The 22,580-nt window shown below is 48.6% G+C and carries 23 protein-coding genes; 1 reads left to right on the top strand and 22 read right to left on the bottom strand.

Annotation, left to right across the window (positions count from 1 at the left end; translation table 11 throughout):
* Position 1 precedes the first annotated feature (1 nt).
* The 7 genes from WC659_00995 to nusA all read right to left on the bottom strand — a co-directional run bounded on the left by WC659_00995 (position 2) and on the right by nusA (position 7,006).
* Complete coding sequence (locus WC659_00995) at positions 2 to 538, bottom strand: AAA family ATPase (GenBank protein ID MFA4872495.1); 537 nt, start codon at positions 536 to 538, stop codon at positions 2 to 4.
* 6 nt (positions 539 to 544) lie between these two features.
* Complete coding sequence (locus WC659_01000; protein MFA4872496.1) at positions 545 to 1,399, bottom strand: deoxyribonuclease IV; 855 nt, start codon at positions 1,397 to 1,399, stop codon at positions 545 to 547.
* Positions 1,400 to 1,486: 87 nt separating this feature from the next.
* Positions 1,487 to 2,773: a trigger factor gene (gene tig / locus WC659_01005; protein MFA4872497.1), complete on the bottom strand. Its 1,287-nt coding sequence runs from the start codon at positions 2,771 to 2,773 to the stop codon at positions 1,487 to 1,489.
* A complete protein-coding gene (locus tag WC659_01010; GenBank protein MFA4872498.1) occupies positions 2,773 to 3,348 on the bottom strand; it encodes a hypothetical protein in 576 nt (191 codons plus the stop codon). Before WC659_01010 ends, tig begins: the two co-directional genes overlap by 1 nt.
* The gene (locus tag WC659_01015) at positions 3,345 to 3,491 is read right to left on the bottom strand and encodes a hypothetical protein (GenBank protein MFA4872499.1); all 147 of its coding nucleotides are present in this window, start codon (positions 3,489 to 3,491) and stop codon (positions 3,345 to 3,347) included. Before WC659_01015 ends, WC659_01010 begins: the two co-directional genes overlap by 4 nt.
* Before the next feature lie 4 nt (positions 3,492 to 3,495).
* Complete coding sequence (locus WC659_01020) at positions 3,496 to 5,559, bottom strand: sodium-translocating pyrophosphatase (protein ID MFA4872500.1); 2,064 nt, start codon at positions 5,557 to 5,559, stop codon at positions 3,496 to 3,498.
* A gap of 166 nt (positions 5,560 to 5,725) precedes the next feature.
* Positions 5,726 to 7,006 carry a transcription termination factor NusA gene (gene nusA / locus WC659_01025; GenBank protein MFA4872501.1) on the bottom strand — a complete coding sequence of 427 codons (1,281 nt, stop codon included), beginning with the start codon at positions 7,004 to 7,006 and terminating at the stop codon, positions 5,726 to 5,728.
* Positions 7,007 to 7,201: 195 nt separating this feature from the next.
* Between nusA and WC659_01030 the strand changes: the two genes are divergently transcribed.
* Complete coding sequence (locus tag WC659_01030; protein ID MFA4872502.1) at positions 7,202 to 7,345, top strand: hypothetical protein; 144 nt, start codon at positions 7,202 to 7,204, stop codon at positions 7,343 to 7,345.
* A 39-nt stretch (positions 7,346 to 7,384) separates the two neighbouring features.
* Here the strand turns inward: WC659_01030 and WC659_01035 are convergent, their stop codons facing one another.
* From WC659_01035 to WC659_01105, 15 genes are all read right to left on the bottom strand, one after another.
* Positions 7,385 to 7,783 (bottom strand): hypothetical protein, encoded by a 399-nt coding sequence (locus WC659_01035; GenBank protein MFA4872503.1) that lies wholly within the window; start codon positions 7,781 to 7,783, stop codon positions 7,385 to 7,387.
* 4 nt (positions 7,784 to 7,787) lie between these two features.
* Positions 7,788 to 7,958, bottom strand: a complete 171-nt coding sequence (locus WC659_01040; GenBank protein ID MFA4872504.1) for a hypothetical protein — start codon at positions 7,956 to 7,958, stop codon at positions 7,788 to 7,790.
* A gap of 149 nt (positions 7,959 to 8,107) precedes the next feature.
* The gene (locus tag WC659_01045; GenBank protein ID MFA4872505.1) at positions 8,108 to 8,530 is read right to left on the bottom strand and encodes a hypothetical protein; all 423 of its coding nucleotides are present in this window, start codon (positions 8,528 to 8,530) and stop codon (positions 8,108 to 8,110) included.
* A complete protein-coding gene (locus WC659_01050; protein MFA4872506.1) occupies positions 8,527 to 12,258 on the bottom strand; it encodes a hypothetical protein in 3,732 nt (1,243 codons plus the stop codon). The genes WC659_01045 and WC659_01050 overlap by 4 nt, the downstream gene beginning before the upstream one ends.
* A 198-nt stretch (positions 12,259 to 12,456) precedes the next feature.
* Positions 12,457 to 13,668: a hypothetical protein gene (locus WC659_01055; protein MFA4872507.1), complete on the bottom strand. Its 1,212-nt coding sequence runs from the start codon at positions 13,666 to 13,668 to the stop codon at positions 12,457 to 12,459.
* A gap of 408 nt (positions 13,669 to 14,076) precedes the next feature.
* On the bottom strand, positions 14,077 to 14,451 hold the full coding sequence (locus WC659_01060) for a YraN family protein (GenBank protein MFA4872508.1): 375 nt from the start codon (positions 14,449 to 14,451) through the stop codon (positions 14,077 to 14,079).
* Between the two features lie 207 nt (positions 14,452 to 14,658).
* A complete protein-coding gene (locus tag WC659_01065; GenBank protein ID MFA4872509.1) occupies positions 14,659 to 15,039 on the bottom strand; it encodes a hypothetical protein in 381 nt (126 codons plus the stop codon).
* A 5-nt stretch (positions 15,040 to 15,044) separates the two neighbouring features.
* Entirely contained in the window at positions 15,045 to 15,614 is a 570-nt protein-coding gene (locus WC659_01070) for a methyltransferase domain-containing protein (GenBank protein ID MFA4872510.1), read from the bottom strand.
* A 138-nt stretch (positions 15,615 to 15,752) separates the two neighbouring features.
* The gene (locus WC659_01075; protein ID MFA4872511.1) at positions 15,753 to 16,361 is read right to left on the bottom strand and encodes a ribonuclease HII; all 609 of its coding nucleotides are present in this window, start codon (positions 16,359 to 16,361) and stop codon (positions 15,753 to 15,755) included.
* Positions 16,362 to 16,589: 228 nt separating this feature from the next.
* Entirely contained in the window at positions 16,590 to 17,216 is a 627-nt protein-coding gene (locus tag WC659_01080) for a cation diffusion facilitator family transporter (protein ID MFA4872512.1), read from the bottom strand.
* A 58-nt stretch (positions 17,217 to 17,274) separates the two neighbouring features.
* Positions 17,275 to 17,970, bottom strand: a complete 696-nt coding sequence (locus WC659_01085; protein ID MFA4872513.1) for an SHOCT domain-containing protein — start codon at positions 17,968 to 17,970, stop codon at positions 17,275 to 17,277.
* 2 nt (positions 17,971 to 17,972) lie between these two features.
* Positions 17,973 to 18,296, bottom strand: a complete 324-nt coding sequence (locus WC659_01090; GenBank protein MFA4872514.1) for a DsrE family protein — start codon at positions 18,294 to 18,296, stop codon at positions 17,973 to 17,975.
* 351 nt (positions 18,297 to 18,647) lie between these two features.
* A complete protein-coding gene (locus tag WC659_01095) occupies positions 18,648 to 19,637 on the bottom strand; it encodes a hypothetical protein (protein MFA4872515.1) in 990 nt (329 codons plus the stop codon).
* Positions 19,638 to 19,772: 135 nt separating this feature from the next.
* A complete protein-coding gene (locus tag WC659_01100) occupies positions 19,773 to 20,732 on the bottom strand; it encodes a hypothetical protein (protein ID MFA4872516.1) in 960 nt (319 codons plus the stop codon).
* Positions 20,733 to 21,228: 496 nt separating this feature from the next.
* The gene (locus WC659_01105) at positions 21,229 to 22,515 is read right to left on the bottom strand and encodes a Glu/Leu/Phe/Val dehydrogenase (GenBank protein MFA4872517.1); all 1,287 of its coding nucleotides are present in this window, start codon (positions 22,513 to 22,515) and stop codon (positions 21,229 to 21,231) included.
* Positions 22,516 to 22,580: the final 65 nt, after the last annotated feature.

Here is a 22,580-nt window from a genome sequence, read left to right on the forward strand (position 1 = left end):
TTTACTGACGTAATAAGAGTGACAATAATCGATCACTGCGTTGCTTCACAGTCCCTCTCACTTTATCAAAGCGTACACCTGTCTCACGCATAATCTCCATAAGTGCTCGATCAAATCCACTTTGATCCTCTGCATTCATATTCCTCTCCCCATCTACCACTAAAGGAATCTCAATAGGAATGTATGCAATAACGTCTATATGCGGTTGCATTATCTTAAATAACTCAAAACCAAGTTTCTCAACAAAGTTCCCCTTGCCCAGAAGCATTCTGGCGTAAGTAATCACATCTAGTACAGAACGGTCAAAGAGTACATAATCTGCCTTGACGTTAGAAAAATTCTGCAGGTGCTTATAATAATACCCGTAATAATCCTCCGGCTTAGTATGCACGTCAAACGTAATCCCTTCATCGGCAAGTGCGCGTGCCACCCCTCCTACCATCTTAACCGAACAATTGTTGGGTAATTTCTGTGTAACCGCGCCTACCAATGTAGTTTTTCCAACCCCTTGTGCCCCTTGGATAAAACAGCGAATCATATGCTTTTATCCTCTCATGTCCTTGAGAATTTTCAAATTCCTCGGATCGTCTTTTGGGCTGTCTTTCGGTGTCTCAAGAATCATATTAAGGTGCTGAAGCGCCTTGTGCCGCACCAGCGCTTCAAATCCCTTTAATCCAATTTTTCCTTTGCCGATGTGCTCATGTCGGTCCTTATGTTCACCACATCCGAATTTAGAATCATTGACATGAATCAACTGCAACCGCTCTAAGCCAATTATTCTGTCAAACTTCCTGATAAACTGATTAACTGCTAACTGAGAACTCAAATCGTATCCCATGGCAAACGCATGGCAGGTATCAAGGCAGATGCCAAGCTTCTTGCGATATTTTCTATCAATCCGCTCCGCGCCTTTGAGGATATATGCCAATTCGTCTAAGGTCCCGCCGATAATGTCTCCTGCGCCCGCAGACTGCTCTAATAAAAATAACGTGCTTCCGGTATAACCGTCCAGCACGTGGTGTATCGCGCGAATGACTTTTTCCACTGACTTCTCCCGTCCATAATCCTTCGCAGAGCCTAAGTGCGTCATCACCGATTTCGCGCCAATGAGCGTGCCGCGCTCAAGCTCCTCCCGCACCACGCCGATGGACCCCCACCGGATCGGCTTTTTTACGGACGCGAAGTTGATGTAATACGGCGTGTGGATATACCAATCCTGGAATTTATATTTTGTGCACCGCGTGAAAAATTCCTGTTGCACCTCATCTATAATCTCCGGCGCCCTGCCGCCTCTCGGAGAGCGCGAAAATATCTGAAAACATTCGCATCCTGCAATATGAGCGTTTGTGGGAGCGTTCTCTAAACCTCCTGCTATAGATACATGAGAACCAAAAAGCATAGGACAATTATCAATTTCCAATTCTCAATTTTCAAACGTTTGAAAATTGAATCATTGATACATTGATTGGAAATTGAGCATTGAAAATTAACCTCGCACTACCTTCTTCTTGAGCCACTCTACGGTTTTCTTTGTCACAATCTGGTTCTTGAGGTATTCATGAAACGCGTGAGAATGGACGCGCTCAAGAAGGACGGGGTCATTCCCCGCATGCTGTAAAACGTGTTCAACCTCTTCTAATAATTCTTTCTCTTCAGGTATGACTTCTTCGCTCTTCGCGAGCGCCCGCAACGCAAGCGTTGCCTTCACGCGCGCTTCTGCTTGTGGTTGCAGTTCTTTTTTTAAATCTTGTTCCATTTTCCCGAGTTTCTTCAGCCAGTCCTCATACACGATGCCCTGCTGCCGCACTTCATACGCAATTTCATCCTGTATCCGCGTGATTTCGGCATCAATAATTATATCAGGAACTGCATCAAAGGTACTCATGCGTACTAATGCTTCTACGGCAGCGCTTCCCACCCTACGCTCTTCCGTATCTTCTTTTTCAAGCTGTACATTTGCCCTCATGTTATCCCTTAATTCCGCAATAGTTTTAAAACTGCCAAGCTTCGCGACAAAACCATCATCAAGCGCCGGCAGGTCTATCGTGGCTACCTTTTTCACCATAAGTTCCACTTCCACTGACCTTCCCGCCAAATCTTTGCGCGACCAAGTATCAGGAAAACGGATTGGGAACCGCTTTTCCTCGCCTGCCTTCATGCCGATGAGCTGTTCAGAAAAACCCGGGAGCACCGGCGTCTCGCCCAACACAATATCAGTATCACCCGCGGGAGAGCCTTCAAACACCACGCGGTCTTGGCTTAAGCGATAATGAAAGGTGACCCTGTGGCCTTTTGCCGCCGGCTCATCCACCACGCGGTCTTGAGCGCGTGCACGCCTCAACTCCTCAAGAAGTTTCTCAATCTCTTCTTCGCTCACGCTTACCTTGTTCCTGGCGACCGATATTTTTTCCAATGGCGAGAGCTTCACTTCAGGTATAACCGCGACAACCGCCTCGTACTGCACGGGCAAATCCCACGCCTTTGCGCGCATCTCCACCTGCGGCTGTCCGATAGTATCCAACTTATGCTCAGTCACCGCTTTAAGGTACGTATGGCTCACCAGTATTTCCAGCGCCATATCAAGCAGCGCCTCTCTCCCGAGACGTTTCTCAATTATATCGAACGGCGCTTGCCCCTTGCGGAATCCGGGCACAGGATGTTCTTCGCTCCAGGCGCGCGCAGCCTGTGTCAAATAAGGCTGCACTTCCTCCCACGGCACTTCAATCATGAGAGAGATAAGCGACTTCGGTTTCTTCGTTAATGTAACATTCATTAGTTTACAAGATTTAACTGTTTATCCATCTCCAACTGCGTTTTATCTCTTACAATGCGCGTAATTGATTCTGTAATTCTGTTCCATTCTTTACCGATAAAACCTACATTCTCCTGCATGCCTTGACAACCTAATTTCATACTACTACACGCATTCCGAATCTTATCAAACGCGTCACGGCTAATAAATTTGTCATGAGTAGCTCCGTCTGCCCAGCGTGTCAGCTTATTGGCGTATTGCTCAGCCTTATCGACAAAAAGCGACAACTTCTTTCTCAGTTCCTCTATCTTCGTAGTGAGTTCGGGTAATTTTTTCAGTGTACCATCCGTCAACTTACCGTCCTTCCGTGCTTCAAGCGCAAACTTATGTATTAATGACTGTGTGTCTGATGCTTCTCGCGTAATATTTTTGTACTCCCTCCCGACCTCATGCATGCTTTCAATCATCCCGTATGCGTTACGAGGAATAGTTTCTTCCAGCCGCTTAAATGAATTCGCCACCGCCTGTGCTGACGCGTCCTGTCCTTCTAACTTACTCGCAAAATTATTTATGCTGCTTTCGGAATCACTAATCACATTCTGTTCATCTTGTAGTATCCTCTGAGTGCGGTCAACCCCCCCCCCTCAATCTTTAATTCGCCATTATCTCGCACTTCGGATAATTCTTCTTCTTTCGACATCTCCGCTTTAATCATCTCTAAATTTTCATCCTCTGCCATATAATTATTGCATTAATTTAATTAATAGCGGCACCAGCAATAATGCCACGATATTCAACACTTTAATCATCGGGTTGATGGCAGGCCCTGCCGTATCCTTATACGGGTCTCCCACCGTATCGCCGGTCACCGCGGCCTTATGCGCATCTGACCCTTTTCCACCGTGCGCGCCTCCTTCAATATATTTCTTCGCATTATCCCACGCCGCGCCCCCTGAAGTCATGGAAATAGCCACAAACAGACCCGTGACAATAGCGCCCACGAGCATCCCCCCCAGCGCAATAGGGCCAAACAGGAATGCCACCACGATAGGCGCGAACACCGCAATCAGCGCAGGCGCCACCATTTGTTTGAGCGCCGCAGTAGTCACAATATCAACTGCGCGCCCGTAATCCGGCTTGTCGGTTCCTGCCATAATCCCGGGCCGTTCTTTAAATTGCCGCCTCACTTCGGTAATCACAGCTCCTGCCGCTTTTCCCACCGCACTCATGGCAAGCGACCCGAACCAATAGGGAAGCATCCCTCCTAAAAATAACCCCATAATCACCTTGGGATCAGTGAGGGAAAAGGAGAGTTCCACGCCGCGCGCAGAAAATTCTTGAGTATAGGCGGTAAAGAGTACCAACGCCGCAAGCCCCGCAGACCCGATCGCATAACCCTTGGTGACCGCTTTCGTGGTATTCCCCACCGCATCAAGGGGATCCGTCACCTCGCGCACTTCTGCAGGAAGCTCCGCCATTTCCGCAATGCCTCCCGCATTATCAGTAATGGGGCCGTAGGCATCAATGGTCACGATAATCCCTGCAAGCGACAGCATGCTGACAGCGGCAATGGCGATTCCGTAGAGGCCGGCCACGGCGAACGCGGCGCCAATGCTGACTGCGATCGCGAGCACCGGCAGCACGGTCGCCACCATTCCCACCGCAAGCCCTGCGATCACATTGGTGCCGTGTCCTGTCACTGAAGCATCCGCAATGCGCTTCACCGGCGCATGTTCCTTTGCCGTGTAATAATTCGTGATAATTACGAGCAGCGCGGTCAGCGCCAAACCTATGGCCACTGCGCCCATGAAGGACGCTCCCTCAAGGTGGTAGGCTGCGCGCACACACTCATTGGATGTGGTGAGCACTGAAGCGCACACCTCATCGCCAATGCGGCTGGCGTAGCGCGGGACGAGCACGACCGATATGAGCAAGGCAATCACTCCTGCGCTGATAAGCCCTTTATAGAGCGCGCCCATAATATTGCGTGATGCTCCCGTCAAACGTATGGCAAGACTCCCCACTAACGTGGCGATAATCCCTATGCCTCCTATCACGAGGGGAAATTCCACTGCCGCAGGAGAAGCAGGATATAAAATAGTGCCAATAAGCATCGCTGCCACCATGGTCACGACGTAGGTTTCGAAAAGATCAGCAGCCATGCCCGCGTCATCCCCTACATTGTCGCCGACATTGTCGGCAATGACAGCCGGGTTGCGAGGATCATCTTCCGGAATGCCTGCCTCAACCTTCCCCACCAGATCCGCACCCACATCCGCCGCTTTCGTATAGATGCCGCCTCCTAAACGCGCAAAGACGGAGATGAGCGAACCGCCGAATCCCAACCCCACCAATGCGGCGACATCCCGAGTGAGCGCGTAGTAGCCGGTTACGGAAATAAGCGCGAAGCCGGCGACCAAAAAACCAGTTACTGACCCGCCCTTCACTGCCACTGAAAGCGCGGCTGACAGCCCTTCTTTTGCCGCTTCTGCGGTCCGCACGTTCGCCCGCACCGCCACTGCCATGCCCACGACGCCCGCAAGCGCGGAAAACGCCGCGCCCACGAGAAATCCTACTGCAGTTGCCACGTTAATTAAAAGGAGTATGAGCGCGATGGGCACCGCAATAACCGCCACGGTGCGATACTGCCGCTTAAGATAAGCCACCGCGCCCTCCTGAATGGCGCGCGCGATAGCGCGCATCTTGTCATCCCCTTGGGGAAGTTTCATAATCCAGCGCGCGAGCCCTGCGCCCCAGAGCACTGCCGCCGCACCGCTTATGAGTGGAAAGAGAAGACCATAAGACATAATATTTCCTTGATTAATTTCTAAATTCTCTCGCTACGTCCCGCTACGCGGGATCTTGCGTAGCTACGACGAGATCTGGTCTGGCTGCGCCAGATCTAGCGAAGCTATGACATAGCCAGGTAAATACTTAATACATTTATAGTACAAATTTTGATTTTTTTTGCGCTCACTTCACCTCCTTCTGGCCGTCGGCCTCTGCAACGGGTGTTTCATCACTTCCTCCTTCCTCTATTTGCGCTTCCATTTCTGAAGAGGCGACCGGCCCTTCGATCTCAATCCCTTCCTGCAGAATGTCGATCCGCCATCCGGTGAGTCTGCCTGCCAAGCGCACGTTCTGCCCGCCCTTGCCGATCGCGAGCGAGAGCTGATCTTCTTTGACAAACGCCCGCGCTTCATGCCGCTCCTCATCCAGCTCGACGCGCGCGACTTTTGCGGGCGAGAGGGCATTGATAATGAAATGCACGGGATCTGAATTGTATTCAATAATATCGAGCTTCTCTCCGCCTAACTCGTTTATGATGGTCTGCACTCGCGTGCCGCGCTGCCCCACACAAGAACCGATGGGATCGATATTAGGATCCGTAGCCGCCACCGCCACTTTCGTGCGGGAGCCTGCCTCGCGGGCTACCTCCCGGATCTCCACGGTCTTTGCGGCAACTTCAGGCACCTCCAGCTGGAAGAGGCGGCGCACGATCTCGGGGTGCGAGCGGGACACTACCATCTCCGGCCCCCGGGGCGTCTCCCGCACTTCCTTCACGAATACCTTCACCCTCTCTCCCAAGCGCAAGCGCTCGCCCATCGCTTGTTCGCTCGGAGGAAGAACTGCCGCCATGCGGCCAAGGTCAATAAACACCGCGCGCCCGTCCACCCGCTGCACCACGCCGGATACCAGCTCCCCTTCCTTTGATTTAAATTCAGTAAATACCTGGCTGCGCTCTGCCTCGCGGATTTTCTGGATAATCACTTGCTTTGCGGTTTGCGCCGCCATCCTTCCGTACCCTTCAGGTGTCGGCAATAATTTGCGCACTTCTTGTCCCACCGCCGCCTTTGTGTCCCACGCTATTGCCTCGGTGAGAGACAACATGGTTTTGGGATTATAGCGCCGCTCCGGCTCTCCTTCTGTCTCTAGAGGCGCGACCACGGGCGCGACGATAGGCGCTTGAGGCATATTCCCCAGCGCAGCATTTTCCGCGGCAGCCTGGGCCGCCGCTTCCGCTTCTGCTTGAGCTTTTGCCACGAACTCGTCTTCCACCACTTCTTTGACATCATAAATGTCAGTCGCGCCGGTCACCGGATCGAACGTCACGCGAATATTCTGATTCTTCTCTCCATAATCTTTGCGGTATGCCGCCGCAAGCGCCGCTTCAATGGTCTCTATGACGGCGGCCATGGGGATATTTTTCTCATCGCATAATTGTTTTATGGCAGTGGCTAATTCTGATTTCATACCCGCCTAAATTTTGCACCGAAATGCAAAAAAGTAATAATGGAATAAGACACTTTAATATCTTTTGACCTTGATTGGGGCACCCGCGCAAAACTTAGGCGGGCTTTGTAAAAAAGGGGCACTCTCGTGAGCGTCCCATACAGTAAAAGTATAGGCAAAAGTGCCTTGCGCGTCAAGACTGACAGATAGAAAAATGTGGCACATTTGCAGCAAATGAGCCACATGGATACGAGGGCTACTGAACGTATTATCTCGACTAAAAGAATGGCCGAAATGCAGCATTTCGGCCATATAGGCATAGGACTCCCGCACGCACTGCGCCAAACCAAAAACGGCTAATAACCAGGTAAATAGCCGTTTCTCAAGGGATAAAAGATGTCATGAGGACGGAGGCGCCTGTTTCACCGGCACCAGCTTTTCGTAGCACTTGCGTATTCCGAATCCTATAATAGATCCAATAACGGCTATAGCAATGATTGAAAAAAAGTACTTATAATCCCCGGCGATTAGTAATATTAATATAATAGGGCTTATACCTAAAAGGGTAATCTTTGCACTACGGACGCCATTATCGAATAATTGAAGCAAAAAGCCCAAAACAAAACTATACACTAATACTAGACCATCAGTTGGCCCAGCACCACCAACAATAAAAAGACTATCTGATTTCGCTTTTGTTATTAGTATATAAATTTTTCCTATCCTCTCGCTAAATATAATTCCCATTCCTACCGCCAATATAAACGATAAGAGTGTGTTTTTTTGTAATTGAGTCATAGATTTATGGTAAGTGTCCTCTCACATATAATAAATCTTCTTTCAGTATACCATACCCCTCTGGAGTGATCTGGTGAAGTTTGTAGAGCACATCAAGTGCCTTCAGTGCGGCATCAATGATAGTGATGGCTTTGGCTTTAATCTTGGAAGGGAGCGGACGAGGCGGGTCTGACACGAGAGGGGTGAGAGTTTTGATGATTGTGATAATACCTTGAGCCACCTTGGCATTAGGGAACCAATGGTGAGTAATATCGTATAATTAAAACAAAATCAAAAAACGGCTATTAACCAGCACAATAGCCGTTTCTCGATAAGCCAGATAAGTTATGGAGACGGAGGCGTCTGTTTCACCGGCGCCAGCTTCTCATAAAGTTTCCGAATTCCTAGACCTAAGAGGAAACCGAAAAGGGTTAAAGATAAAACTAGGAGAAAATACCAATAAACCTCCGTTGATAGATTTAATAAAAGAATTGGTAGGATTCCCCAAAAAGTGGGCATTAATACTTTTCGCCACGGTACGACCATTAATGAAAGCAAAATGGGTAATAAAAACGAATAAGATAGTACAAACCCGTCAAGGGTGCCGCGCCCAAGACCAACTGATGCCACATTGCCGCTCACATAATCAGGACGTAAAGCTATAAACCATGAACGTACTAAAGGAATAAGAAGATAACTAAGAATTAGTGTTAATATATATCCACTTAAAATAGAGTGACTTTTTACTTGTGTAATCTGATTTTTCATAGATGATTTTTTACATAAATTAAATCTTCCCTCAGTATACCATACCCCTCTGGAGTGATCTTGTGGAGCTGATAAAGGGTATTAAGAGCCCTTAATGCGGCATCAATGAACGAGAGCGCTTTTATCCTAAGAATGGGAGTAAGTGGCGGCGGGTTATTGACTATAGGAGTGAGCTTATCAATGAGATTACGGAGAGTGGTGACGACCCTTGGGTCGGGGAACCAGCCATGGATGATACCATAGTCAAACATCTTGAGGATACTGGAAGGGGTGGAGATAATGGAGAACAAAGTAGAGGTTGAGATTGTGTTATAGAGAGAATCCTGTCCTTCCACGGTGAACATGTGTGTACCAAGGTGGAGAGTTGGAAGATCGAGTGAGTTTTGAGCGATGAGTTCGTTGGTTGGTGAGGTGAAAACACCCTTAATGGCATCATCTACCGTGGTGGTGGCGTAAATGACGGGAGATGCATCGGTGAGGGTGGAAGATAAAGTAATGATCTGGTGGTGTTCATAGACCGTATCAGGGAGAGGGCTTGTGATGGTGATCACAGGAGGTTTAGTGTCTGCGGGAAGGATTACTATGGGCTCTTCTGACGTGATCTCATCGAGGTATACCTTAAATTCCTTGGTTTCTCCCGGGGCGATGGTGAGTGTGGTAGTGGCAGTGGGAGGTTCGGGATCAATGAGGGGATCGGGACTGGTGAGGCCCTCATCGATAAGGATTGCTTCCATCGTCACCTCTCCCCCGCTGCCTGTGCCGGTGAGGGTGATTTTGTATTCAGTGTCTTCAGGATTGGGGATAGTAATGAATTCCGGGGCATCATCAGGGCCTGTGGTATAGCTATCCTCAATTTCGGTGAGAGGGAGCCCTGTGGAAGGATCAGTGCCCACGCGATTGCCGTATTGGTCGGTAATTACCATGTCTGCAGGCGAGTGGAGAGAAACGAGAAGCACCTTCTTATGTACAGGACTAAGATTATTAAGATTATAAACCCTACCTGTGAGGGTTCTGATCACTTTGACGATGGAAGCAGTAGGGAGGTGGAGGTGAGTTTCATAGACATTAAGAGTACCTATTGATGAGAAGTTCGGATCAGTGGAGGGAGTGAGAGCACTTTCGATTGGAACTGTTTCATCGCCACTACCAATGATCTTCTTCGTCCACACTCCATGTTCCCATTTATCCTGCTCTGGCGCTCCTACTTTAATCTGTGCAAGAGTGGAAAGTGCATCGTTCGTGATAGTTGAAACCTGGATGCGCTGATAGAGACGGGAGAGAAGGCTAGAAGTATTAAGGGTATCGAGGAATGGATTAGTGGGATAATTGGTAGGATATGGTCGGAGCCCACCTGTATCGTCCTCAATGAGGTAAGAATAATTGGGGAGGAGTTGGCTTATGCTCAATACTTCATTCCGTATATACCTTAAAGGTGAGGTATAACCATTCGCTAGTGATTCAAAAATAAACAATTGTTTCAAAATTTGTTCGTAGATTTCTTCAAACCCCTCAAATGCTTCCCAGAAGCTATACACCTTAGGAGACCCCTTATTCGGCGTTCCCATCATAATGAGCTGATCCACGTCTCCCGCATACTCGTCTGATTCGATGTAAGAACGGGCGACAAGACCGCCCATTGAATGAACTACGAGATCAACACGAATGGCGCCGGCTGCTTGCTTCACTTCTTTAATCTTTTGTTTCAGCAGATGACCAGAGACCGCATTGTCCTCACGCCAGTTGTAGGGGAAGCTATACACCCTTTCACTCCCGTAGATGTCAGTAAGGGACGCCAAAAGGTTATCGTACACATGAAGGATAGGATCTATTTGCCACCCTTTCCCAGGTACCCATGCGGAACCCATCAAGCCTGGTACAACGATTACAGGCTCATGTGTCTCCATCGGGAGATTACCCTTACCCACCCAAGGATCATAGAGGATGGGCGTAAGGGCGATGAGCGAGTCGCCAATCCCGAGAGGATTCGTGGAATAAGTAGGGCCGGAGTTATCGCCCCAGGAGGAATCGCGGGCATCCACGGGCTGGTCAGTGTACCAATGAAAAATCGCGGTGTTGTTGCCTGAGAATGAACTGCCGCGGATATCTACGGGAAGCGGGGTATTGAGGCCTACTGTATTATGGTGGAACGCAAGATGTTGGAGGATGAGAGGACAGGCAGAGTAGGTAAACTGCTGATGATTGATGCCAGTAGTGGCGTAGCGGAGTTCAAGGTTATGGAGCGTAAAAGAGCAATTTGAGGATTCTGCGAGGACCATCCCCTGCCAGTCGCCTGGAGTTGGGGTGGTAGGGCCATCAAGGGTAACATCAGTGCCGTCTGTGTCGTCCTTTGCAGAGGTAAGGATCACAGGTTCTTGTTCGTTGCCGTTCACGATGAGATGGCCTGAAACCTGAAATTGCGCAGTGGGATCAAATTTTATGATGACCCCGGGTCTTATGGTGAATGTTTCACCGGCATTAAGGGTGAGCGTGTAGGGCGCGTACCACGGATTGCCTTCCTTGGTAATGATTCTTCCGTTGAGATTTCCTATAAGGAGAGAGTAAGAGGAAGAAAGGTTGAGATTCTTGAACTTGCGGTAGGTGGAGCTCCCGGAAGAGACCCGCGCAGTGCACACTGTCGAAGGAAAGTTCTCAATGTCCATCCCGCAGCCCACATACTCATATCCTGGCTCTGGAGATTCGGTGATGGTGTAAGTGACGTTGGGGTCGACATTGATATTCTTGCCTTTGGCTTCCGTGAAGGTGCTAGTAATAATATGCCCTTGCGTGCCGGTGAGGGTGAAGGTGAAAGGATGGGGATCAGTGATGTCGGTGACGCCGTCCGCGGCATAGACAAACTTTTCCAGGGAGATCAAGCCGGGGTACTGGATATTGGTGATGGTGAGAGAGAGCGACTCGCCCTCGTGGATGGTGATTTGGGCGCCGTTGCCGGCATTTCCGTCCTCATCATAGGAAAAGGAAGTGAATATGTGCCAGCGGGGCGTGTCTTCAGTGAGGGTATAGGTGCCGGGGAGGAGCGCAGGGAAATACGCATAGCTCACTTCAGAAACCTGATGGCGAATTTCCTTGATGCCATCGTGGAGCCGCACGGTAAAAGAGGTCGGGTCGTTGGGGTTATAGTTGTTTGTACCGCTATATGACTGCACCTCTTTAAGAACCATGAGGGAGCCTCTCGTGAGGTCGACGGAGACGAAATCGCCCGACACCTCTACATCATCCACCTGCGCCTCGGAGTCATGGGAGAGGGTGAAATCGAAACTGCCATAAAACATGAGCTCAATATCGGTGTCCGAGGCCTCAGGAGGGAGGGAGATGGTATCGCTTGCGCTCCAAGAAGAGGATGAGGATAGGGGATGGGAATCAAGGAGGAGGAATGAGGAACCTCCTACCGGACGCCAGTACACGTAGAGATAATCGCCAGGGAAGGCGGTGGGCAGGCCGCGCCAGTAGTAGGAGAGGGTGATATTTTGATAACCCACGGTAGTGACCGTCCGGGTAATTGAGGCTTCCTTGAGAGCTGCAAACCCTTCCGTGGGAGATTCAGGGCGGGCGCCGGGGGACACGACATGCGCCCATCCATACCGTTCATCCTCGATCCACCCCTGGACGAATTCTGAAGAGGTAGAGCCGAAGGAGTCTAAAAAGAGAGGACTGGCTGCGGACACGGCGCGGGGGATGAGGCAGAGGAGAAATAAGGCGAAACACAGCAAAAACCGGCGGAGGAGAAAAGACTCAAAAGCCGGCGCAGGGGAAATGGTCTGTGATACCCTATCACATAAATTGTTGAGAGGACGGGCCATCTGTGGGTAAGTGTAGACCTTGTAAAAATAAGTGACAAGCGTGTGTACGCTAAAAACCAAATCCCGCCTCTGAATTTAGCGGGATTGGTACTTTACACAGATGACACTTTACATGTAATCAAACGGCAAACTGGAATTTGAGGGCGGAGGAGGAGGCGGGAGAGGCGCTTCCTCGGTGAGAGAAGAGATGTGTGGCGGTGATTCAGAAATCGGCGGAGAGGTCTTGTGTGGCAACGGCGGTGGAGAAGAAGAGGCAATAAAAGGATTATGCACCGGTTCCCGGAACTGCTCTTCTTCGCGCCGCGAGGTCGTATACCATACAAGCACGATGATTAGCAGAATAACTAATACTATAAAGAGCGGAAGGCCAGTACGCGATGCGTCTGCAGTTGCCGACGCCTGCAAGGCTAATTCTTCCACGGAGACTGACGTCGCGGATATAACCACCGGAGGGACAATGGTGACCAATCCTGCATTACCATTTTCATCCCTCACTGCCTCTGGCGCTTCGGCGGTTGGCTCTGGGAGCACTGGCACCGTCTCGCTCACCGGCAACACCGGCTCGATGCGTATCATTGTTTCTTTTTCCGGCGCCTCTGGCTTTGGCCCCTCCGGTTTTGGCGCTACTGGCGTCGGCGCGCGGGGAGTGATGGCAACGCCTACGATAGTTACGGTAAGCGGATCAGAAGCAGCGCTTATCTGACCGTCTTCGCGCACCGCGTACGCGATGATTGTGTGGATCCCGCGTACAAGGGAAGGAATCGCGACGGTGAAACCGCTAGCTCCTGATGCGTGTATCCACAATTTGCTGCTCATCCGCTCGACGCCGTCCACCATGATCCGCACTTTATGGCCGCTCTTGACCACGCCGGAAACCATAAGGATTCCGTCTGGACGTTCGGTGGCCGCGCGGATGATGGGCGCGGGGAGAGGGTCTGCCACTTGGAAAAACCACCAAAGGCTCTGGCGTCCGCTTTTTTGGCTCTCCCTATCAGACGCAAACGCCTCAAGAGAATGATAACCGGGAGAGAGGGGCTCGAGCGGCACAAATGAAAATGACACGCGATCGCTGCCGCTCTCGGTCACTGCGGCATCTCCTGCCGCCTGTCCATCTATATGAACCTCTATACTGCTCCCCGCATCAGTGAAGCCCTGAATCGTGGGCGCTACAGGCAATTGGTGAGATCCATATTCTGGACTTTCAAATACTGGTTCTCCCACGGTCGCCGCATAGGCACGCGTGGCAGGCATGAGCGCCGCACACAGTATAAGCAACGCTGCCATCACCTTGTGTCGTATTGAATAAATTGTCAAAGACATAGAAAAGAGGGTTATTAATCTAGCGCGGAACAACCTCAGGATCCGCCGACCTTGCAGACGCGAGAGCGTATAGTCTGATGGATAAAAGCTGCAAATCCGCGGTTTTATGCGTTAAGGGTTTTCTGTTTTCACCCCGTTACCAATATAATGCTTTATGGTTATGAGTAAATGACAATCAACCAAAAAGGTCTTCTGTACAAATACCCATGAAAATTTAAGCTTAAGGTAACGGGGTTAACCTCTTTTTTCGTTTATTTTTATATCAGTTTTATTAACCAAATCATTACAAATACCTAAATTTTGGCGAATGAGCTATTTTGAAGGAATTACCATATCTTACCTCATAAAACTAAAAAACCGCAATAGCTGCGGAAGGTATACATCCCTTCATATAAAAATGGCTATCCCTCAATTCATCTCGATATTTTTATAATGCACCACGCGCGCCTTTGACGCTTCCTCATCGAGCTCAAGCGCCATAATGTCAAAACGGTACGCTAATCCCTGGTATTCTCTGTGCGAAGAAAGGAACAGCCCCGCCGAGAGTTTCATCCGTCTGCGCTTCCGTTGTGTAACTCCCTCCTCCGGCCATCCGAAAGTCCTCGTGCTCCTGCTCTTCACCTCCACAAATACCAGCTCGTCTTTCTCCCTCGCCACGATATCTATTTCGCCTCCTTTGTAGCGCGCATTCCTCTTGACGATGTCATACCCGCGCGATTGTAAATAGCGTACGGCAATTTCTTCCCCCTTCTTCCCCCGCACCTGTGGGAGCGCGGTCGTCATATAGACATCACATTAAAAAAATAATATTAAAATTTACTCGCGAGGGCCGCCGCGATTCGCCGTGAGGACCCCAGTACCAGAACTCGCTTAAGCTCGTTCGGTACGGGGCAGGCTGTTCTCGGCAGCCGAGTGGAGTTTACCCCGTCGAATGACGGGGCAACCAGAATCGCGGCTGCCTGAGCGGAGCGTTCACTCATGATGTGACATCTATAAATATTTTTTTCTCTCCTCCTGTTCCAGCCATGCGCGCTGTTCATTCGCTAATCGCCGCACTCCTTTTACCGCAATGCGCACCAGCCACGCGGCGCATCCCAGCACCGCGCCATAGGCAACCCCCGCCATCGAGAGGAGATACGCTCTCTGCTGCCGAAAAAAGAGAAGGAGCGCTGCGATACAGGTGCTCACGACGCACCATTGCACGAACTTCATGAGGAACCGTTTAAGGGGAGGGTCATGCCGAGAAAATTTTGCTGCCAAAAACAGCGCGGTGCTCACCACGCCTCCCCCGACAATCATGATGATAAGGATCCGCACGGCAGAAGCGGGCAAAGGTGTCGGATAGGGATCAAAAAGTGCGGCAATATCCATAAAGGTCACGGCCTGCTTTTTTTAAAAATAATTCCGTAATGGAATGGCCCCGCGTCAAAGCTCGCAGTTTCTGACAAGTGAAGCTCTGCAATAACTTCTCGTACCGTCTGCGGCGAAACCTTATCCTGAGGAAGAGGCCCTAAGGGAAACCGCCCCTCTTTCCAATCAATAATAAGCAGCTGCCCCTCCAGTTTCAGCATGCGCACCGCTTCGCGAATGATCGTGCGCGGTTCCTTATTCTGGAACAGCACGTTCGTGAGCAGCCCGAAATCCAAACTCCCATCCATGATTTTCGTGGCGCCAAATACCTCGAGGTTCGACCAGACGGTGACAATGTTCTCTAACCCTAGGCTCCTCGCGCGCGAAGCCACATTATTGAGCACTGATTTGAGGATATCAACCGCAAATACTTCCCCGCGGTCTCCCACGAGTTTGGCCGCTTGGAGCGCAAAAAATCCGCCACCGCCGCACCCAAAATCTCCTACTTTTGCGCCGTAGGTAATTCCCAAGTCTTGCTTGAGAATGCGCTCCGCATCGAGGAGTTCGTTGCCACCTGGTACTTTGGTATAGAGCATATCAGCGTCCTATTTCACTCTCACCATTACAGTATAATGCCAAACTGCCTCTAGAGCCAACGGGTTTGCCGCACTACCCAGTCTTTTGCCCCTTCTCCCTAAAAGTATAAACTGGCGAACCAGCGCAATACCATGATATTACCGCACCCATCTGCTGTTCTGCAAAAAGCTTTTTCTGTGAAAAACAGTTAACCCAAAATCCTTCACTGCCTTTTGGTGAGTCTTAGTGCCATATCCTTTATGGTCGAAAAACCCGAACTGCGGGTAGAGCGCATGCGCGGCGCGCAGGAGCTTATCCCGAAATACTTTCGCGAATATGGAAGCAGCGGCAATCACTGCTTCCCGCTCATCGCCTCGGACGAGAAACGTGGCAGGGTAAGGAAAGTGCGACACCGGCAACCCGTCCACAAGGACATGCTCTGCCGTGATATATAACCCTTGCAGTGCCCGCACAAACGCAAGCCGATTCGCTTCCACAATCCCGAGCGCGTCTATTTCCCAATGGTGGACAATGCCGTAGGACCATTCGATGGCGTACTGCTGAAGCTGGTACGCAAAAAATTCGCGCGCCTCGGGGGTAAGCTGCTTTGAATCTTTTAAACCTGCAAGCTTAAAACGAGAAGGACATATGACCGCGGCGGCTACAAGCGGCCCTGCCCATGCGCCCCGCCCCACTTCATCAAGTCCAATCACGCGCCCGCGCGCGGGAGAGGCTTGTGCGGCACTCCATTTACTCTGTAGCAACATATGCCTAAAGGAAACACAAAGTGAGCGCAGAATATACTAAGCTGCTAACCTAATTCCGATTACGTCATCCCCGACCGGGATCGGGGATCCAGAAAAAACATAAAAAACGATCGATTTTCTGTTTGTTTTTGTTATCTAGATTCCCGCCTGCGCGGGAATGACAATTGGGAAAACGGAATTGTAACAGCAATTGAGTATACACACCATCACACGCTCAATTATAAACGCCTATGCTATGCGGTGTCTGAAAGATTCTCTGATAATCTGCAGTGATGATTGAATTACAATAAAAGCTATGATAAAGCCAATCATGACATCTGGCCACATTGAGTTAAACCTCGCCACCAAGAGGCCGGCTATAATCACTCCAATATTTGCCACTATATCGTTGCGGGAACAAATCCATGCCGATCTCACATTTAAGTCCTTTGCCTTGTGCTTCAAGAGAAGCACAAAAGATATGGTATTTGCCGATAATGCCAGCAATCCTACCACGGTGATAGTTTCGGCAATGGGGATTATAGGATTGATGATTTTATAAATATTTTCACCAACCACGAAGAGCCCTAACACAAACATGATAATGCCTTTTATTAAGGAGCCTTTGGCGCGCACGGATGGGTGTTTGGTAAGCACTGCGATACTGACTCCGTATACAAATGCGTCTCCCAGCATATCCAACGAGTCAGCGAGCAGCGCGTTTGAATGCGCGATGAACCCGCTTACCGCCTCCACGGCAAACATTCCTAAATTTATGAAGAACACGAGAAATAAAACCCTTTTTAAGGTTTTGCCATCGGCGTTATTGAGGTCAACCGTGCAGCAGTTGTCTTCGTGTTGAAACCCTGTGGACATAAATTGTTTTTTGTGTTTCCTGCCAATAGACACGCAATCAGGCGCTAAATAAAACGCCTTACTTTAAATCCTTCTTTTTCTCCTCAAATTCTTTCTTTTCTATCTCGCCTTTTGCATATCTCTCTTCGAGAATATCCAAAGCAGACTTGCCGCTCCTGCTCTCGGCTTTATTGTGGCCGGCTATCCACTTCACCAAAGCAATAATTCCCGCAATTACCAAGACCCAGAAAAGAATCATAAAAATCCAGCCAAAAGGCGCGAAACCAAAATTCACCATCGACAGAGGGGTATTCACATTATTTGGCGCAGATGAGCCTGACCAGTTACCCATCATACCGCTGCCAATCATCATTTGCATCATGCCGCTGTTCATCATATTTTGGGGGATCGCCGCGTTTGGCTCACATCCCGACATTCTTTTGCCCATCGCAACGTGCATTGCCTCCTCGCCTTCTTCGCCCATCATCCGAATCATCATATTATTCATTGCTTCATGGGAATCACCGGCCATCTGTCCCATAAAATATTCGCCAAGGGCTCCAAAATTTTCATCGGTTAGATCTGCGCAATTCGACTCTCTTGCTTGAAACTTTTCCCAAATCGCTTTTCCCTCGGCTTCTTCGCGCGCGGTATGTCCATCATCACTTTGCGCCGCGGTGTTATTGAAACCCATCATACCTTGGGCAAGTGAGGGCATTGGAAGAGCGAGGTTGAAAATAAAGATCAAAATTGCAAGTGAAGGCAATTTTTTCATAATTAGAAGGTTAATACTTTATCGCATTCTTGCACTATGGCGTATAAATCTTTCATACTACTCATGGGGCAGGTAGTGGTCGCTTCCTGGTCCCTCAATTTTAAACAAGTGCCGCACGCCATAATGTGCGCCTTGTCTGACTTTAAAAAATCCGCCGCTTGTGCTTGAATATTGAACTTTTCGGAACTTGCTTTTTCATACTCCACCCCTTCTCCCACAAGAAAAATTTTAACCTCATCGCCCTCTTGAAGAGCGAAATTTGCCAAACGAAAAGCGTTCCACACGGTCTCCGGATTTGTTTGGCTGATGATGATTCCCAGTTTCATAATAGTTTTGGTTATTTTTAGGTTCTTCAGACATTTGTGTGGGGGTCATCGACTCGCAGGCTCCGCACCCTCAGAAAGACCCACTGTGTCTCTCTAGAGCCCCTCTTAAGATAAGAGGGGTGAGGGGAGTTATGAGTGAACGAGCAGCAATAGCGCTTAATGTGCGCGGGATATGCGAAGTTCCACGAAGACAAACCGCGGGCTCGGCTTAAATGAAAGTGAGCGAAGTGGCGAGTATCCTTTAAGTTTACGCGAAACGGAACGAAGAGCGGGCGGTAGACTGTAGCCGCATACACGCTGTTATGTGATGTAAATTTTATATATTTTTTTGAATAAAAACAAATTTTATTTTTATTTTTTCATAATCTTTAATTCAGGTAAAGTAACCTCCCGCTCTCTTTCTGCTTCGTATCCAGTTTCCCTTTGCCACCTGTTAAGATGCTCTCTAATGTACTCTTGTTTTTGCTCGTCGGTTAAATGTAGTCGTGGGTATACGTCAACTTCAAGATATTCAGCATCTTCCCATTCATCTTTTTCAATCCTTCTATTACTTCGTGAGATTATTTCTGGTAAAGTGTGGGAAGTGATAATTTTTGGCTCAAGCCAGTCTTTTGTATGCTCTGCGTAGGGACGTAACCCACGTTCTTGCTCGGTATCTAGCGTTGGCAGCCTAAATACTGTCGTCTGAATATACGGTTTTTGTTCGTTTACCTCGCGGAGGTATTTCTCCATTTCTCGCTTGGCAATACAAAAAGAGCGTAAATGTTGTAACTCCGAAGGGTGTTTTTCATATTCATTTTCAACAATTGAACCAAAAGCAACAAATTCACATGATAGTTGTTTGCCTTGTTTTCGCAACTCTGTCATTTTTTCATCAATCGTTTCTATAATCCTTTTTGTAAGTTCAACATTTGATTCTCTCACCTCATCGTCTATTCCATCTCCGTCGTTGTCAATCTCGGGTTTCCCATCTAGCTCGGGTTTAAATTTGCCAACAGTATGAATAACAATAATCCTTTTGTATTCATTAAGGTGCATTTCAGATAGAGCTTTCTCTAAACTTCCTTTGTTATTGAAGTCAACTTCTAAATAAGTTACGTCGTCCTCTGAAACGAGTTTCTCGCCAGTTAGATCTCTCCTATGTAGGCCGATTACTCTCTTTTTGTCTTGTGCGATGTCAGAAAAAGTTTTCAAATACTCTTGGGCTAGGGCTCCTTGAGCTCCTGTTATAACGACAACTGTTTCTTCGGGCAGGCCGCTCAAACTCCTAACAGCCCATTCTTGTTGTTGGGTATATTTTGGATCGCGTTCTTTTTTTGTAAGTGGGTATCTTTTTTTCATTTGTGAGTTGTTTTATATTCCTATCTTAAATAAAATTTCTAGCCTGATTTCTTCCGCAAGGGGGAATTAATGAGGTGAATGCGGAAGACGCCAAAACACCTTAGTATTTTATCATAATGTAACGAGTACCGTGTTTTACTTCCCCAACGCTTCGATTATTTGTTTATATAGACCGTTACTATAATCCTTAATTTCTCCACGCTCGAATGATAGATCGGCAATAGATGAGCCAGTTCTGAATAATGATTCTTCTTCTTGTTTTTTCTCTGCCGGTTCAATGAATAACGCATCGCCTCTATAGAATAGTCTATAGCTTACATTCCCGTAAGATACCTGCGCTTCATGTCCGAATTTTAACTTCTTGAATTTTCCGCTTGAGACGAGTGAGTCAATGCGAGGTTGTAACTGTCGTAGGTATTCTTTATCCTTCTCTTTTTGTAAACGCTTTTGCTCTTCTTTCCATTTCTTTGCTTTTTCCTTCTCTTGAAGTCCTGCCTGAATTTGTTCTTGATTCGGTAATTTATTCATGAATTGCTCCACGTCAGCCAATGAAAGTTCCTTGAGATACCTTGATTCTCCTTTTTTCGGTATGTATCCCATCTTGCCCAACTCTTGATTCAACTCTTGATAAGTCTTAAGAGTAAATGAACTGTCAGGTTGTTTTAGAGCACTCGCAAGTCCAAAAATTTGTGGACCTCCCTGGTTAAAATTAACATTGTAGTGAACATTATCTTCATCGGTTTTGAAACGGAATGTATCCAAATTATAATTAATTTCTTTTCCTACATTGCTTGGGTTTCGCATATATTCAAAGTCAAACCCTTCATAATTAACTCCTTTCCATCCGTCACCATACTTTTCCATAAGAGTTGCGACTTGTTCAAACCATTCCTTCATACGCTCGAGTATACGTTTTTCTACAGCTTCTTTAGATTCTTGCGATTGCAGTATTTCAACTGCCCCTTTTACCACCTTTGGTGTACCAGCAAAGAAGGCAGCTTTAGCAAAAGTTTCTAGGAATCCCCGCCTATTCGGATGAAGCTTTTCTTGTTTGTTTTGTTCATCGGTTGGTATCTCTTGTTCTCGTCGTTCCATACAAAATAAATCATTTTCGGCGCTAAGCGGAAAAAACTCCGCTTATTCCCCTCTGAAATATATATCACATAACTGGTTGATATCTAAACTTAGTGATAGATAACAACTGAAAATGACATGTTTTACTCCTCCGCGAAACTAATTTCGATTCCGTAGTAGCCGACTCCGCTAAAGTAGCCTTTGGCTACGACGGCAGGATACGCCGAGCAGACTTCGCCAGAGCAGCCTCTGGCTGCGTCGGCTGAAAGCTTATGATCCCGTATACTACCTTCATTTCTTTGCTGTTTCGCTACGGCGCATTATACCGAATTTTCAGAAATAAGATAGCAAGGGGGTATATCTGGAATGTGCGGCTCTTATGAATGGTGATGAAGAGGCGCTTGCTTCCAATAATGACAAGGAAAGATTAAGCCTTCGGCATAATCGCGGACTTACGCAGAATGTTATCCCGCTTCGCGGGACCTTAATCGCGGAATAACGCGGAAATTAAATATGGCTACTTGATTACCCCCTTTGCGCGCATGGCCGCCTCTAACCGCGCGAGCGCCAAAAGGTAGGCCGCGGTGCGGTAGGTCACCTTCCGCTCGCGGGCGATATCCCGCACCACGCGGTAGGATGAGAGCATTTTTTCCTTCAATCGGGCTCCCACTTCTGCCGCGCTCCAGCTCACTCCTTGTATGTTTTGCGCCCACTCAAAATAGGAAACTGTGACTCCCCCCATATTTGCAAGCACATCCGGCAGCACCATAATGCCGCGCCGTTCTAAAATGGTATCTGCCTCCGGCGTAGTGGGGCCGTTGGCCATTTCGCATACAATCTTTGCCTTAATTTTTTTCGCATTTTTTTCAGTGATGACATTTTCAACCGCCGCGGGCACGACAATATCCACATCCATAGTAAGGATTTGTTCGGGAGAAATCTTCTTATAATGCACGCAATCGCAGACTGATCCTTTGCAGTAGCATCCAGAGATCATTCCTTTTTCCTGCTTTTCCTGGAGTATGTGGAAAGGGTCCATGCCCGGTTCTTTCCCTTTCCCATTGTTATCGCAGATTCCGTTCCGGGAATCAGCGATTCCTACAATTTTATACCCGCGCGCGTGCAACGCTTTCGCCATTGCATACCCTACATTGCCGAATCCTTGCACCGCCACAGTCGTTTTCTTCGGGTCCATTCCCTTATCTCTCACATACTGATCAAGCACTATCGCGCCGCCTTCGCCGGTGGCCGACTCTCTGCCTTGGCTTCCTCCCAAAGGGATGGGTTTGCCCGTAACCACCGCAGGCGCGTGCTCTCCCGTCAAGAGTTCATACTCGTCCAACATCCATGCCATTATTTTTGCGTTGGTATTCACATCAGGCGCAGGCACATCCTGCCAAGGGCCGATAAACCGGTACAGCGCGCGCGTAAATCCGCGCGTGAGGCGCTCAAGCTCTCCTTCGGATAATTGTTTAGGATCCACTTTCACGCCGCCTTTCGCTCCTCCATAGGGAATATCCGCGATCGCGCACTTCATGGTCATCCAAAACGCAAGCGCCTTCACCTCGTTCTCGCTCACCACGGGCGCATACCTGATACCGCCCTTATAAGGGCCCCTAAGGCTCGAGTGCTGCACCCGATACCCCTCAAAAAATCTTGTGGCGCCGTCATCCATGCGCACCGGAATCGTGAAATTGAGCGTGCGCTCAGGGTACGTGAGCGCCTCAAGCGCCTTGGGGTCAACAACCCCAAGGCTTGCCGCCTTCTTTAATTGTGTGAGTGCTTGATTAAATAGATTGGCCATAAAATATTAATTCAAAATTCAAAATGTCACCGCAGAAGCGGGATTCCGCATACCATTGAAACCAA

Source organism: Patescibacteria group bacterium (genome assembly GCA_041645165.1).
Lineage (GTDB): Bacteria > Patescibacteriota > Patescibacteriia > 2-02-FULL-49-11 > 2-02-FULL-49-11 > 2-02-FULL-49-11.

What these genes read in the sequence shown, in the direction of transcription:
- WC659_01035 (MFA4872503.1), bottom strand. Translation starts at nt 7,783, where the DNA reads ATGACTCAATTACAAAAAAACACACTCTTATCGTTTATATTGGCGGTA.
- tig (MFA4872497.1), bottom strand. Translation starts at nt 2,773, where the DNA reads ATGAATGTTACATTAACGAAGAAACCGAAGTCGCTTATCTCTCTCATG.
- WC659_01065 (MFA4872509.1), bottom strand. Translation starts at nt 15,039, where the DNA reads ATGGATATTGCCGCACTTTTTGATCCCTATCCGACACCTTTGCCCGCT.
- WC659_01060 (MFA4872508.1), bottom strand. Translation starts at nt 14,451, where the DNA reads ATGACGACCGCGCTCCCACAGGTGCGGGGGAAGAAGGGGGAAGAAATT.
- WC659_01075 (MFA4872511.1), bottom strand. Translation starts at nt 16,361, where the DNA reads ATGTTGCTACAGAGTAAATGGAGTGCCGCACAAGCCTCTCCCGCGCGC.
- WC659_01085 (MFA4872513.1), bottom strand. Translation starts at nt 17,970, where the DNA reads ATGAAAAAATTGCCTTCACTTGCAATTTTGATCTTTATTTTCAACCTC.
- WC659_01105 (MFA4872517.1), bottom strand. Translation starts at nt 22,515, where the DNA reads ATGGCCAATCTATTTAATCAAGCACTCACACAATTAAAGAAGGCGGCA.
- WC659_01080 (MFA4872512.1), bottom strand. Translation starts at nt 17,216, where the DNA reads ATGTCCACAGGGTTTCAACACGAAGACAACTGCTGCACGGTTGACCTC.
- WC659_01020 (MFA4872500.1), bottom strand. Translation starts at nt 5,559, where the DNA reads ATGTCTTATGGTCTTCTCTTTCCACTCATAAGCGGTGCGGCGGCAGTG.
- WC659_01000 (MFA4872496.1), bottom strand. Translation starts at nt 1,399, where the DNA reads ATGCTTTTTGGTTCTCATGTATCTATAGCAGGAGGTTTAGAGAACGCT.
- WC659_01055 (MFA4872507.1), bottom strand. Translation starts at nt 13,668, where the DNA reads ATGTCTTTGACAATTTATTCAATACGACACAAGGTGATGGCAGCGTTG.
- WC659_01015 (MFA4872499.1), bottom strand. Translation starts at nt 3,491, where the DNA reads ATGGCAGAGGATGAAAATTTAGAGATGATTAAAGCGGAGATGTCGAAA.
- WC659_01045 (MFA4872505.1), bottom strand. Translation starts at nt 8,530, where the DNA reads ATGAAAAATCAGATTACACAAGTAAAAAGTCACTCTATTTTAAGTGGA.
- WC659_01070 (MFA4872510.1), bottom strand. Translation starts at nt 15,614, where the DNA reads ATGCTCTATACCAAAGTACCAGGTGGCAACGAACTCCTCGATGCGGAG.
- WC659_01095 (MFA4872515.1), bottom strand. Translation starts at nt 19,637, where the DNA reads ATGAAAAAAAGATACCCACTTACAAAAAAAGAACGCGATCCAAAATAT.
- nusA (MFA4872501.1), bottom strand. Translation starts at nt 7,006, where the DNA reads ATGAAATCAGAATTAGCCACTGCCATAAAACAATTATGCGATGAGAAA.
- WC659_00995 (MFA4872495.1), bottom strand. Translation starts at nt 538, where the DNA reads ATGATTCGCTGTTTTATCCAAGGGGCACAAGGGGTTGGAAAAACTACA.
- WC659_01100 (MFA4872516.1), bottom strand. Translation starts at nt 20,732, where the DNA reads ATGGAACGACGAGAACAAGAGATACCAACCGATGAACAAAACAAACAA.
- WC659_01090 (MFA4872514.1), bottom strand. Translation starts at nt 18,296, where the DNA reads ATGAAACTGGGAATCATCATCAGCCAAACAAATCCGGAGACCGTGTGG.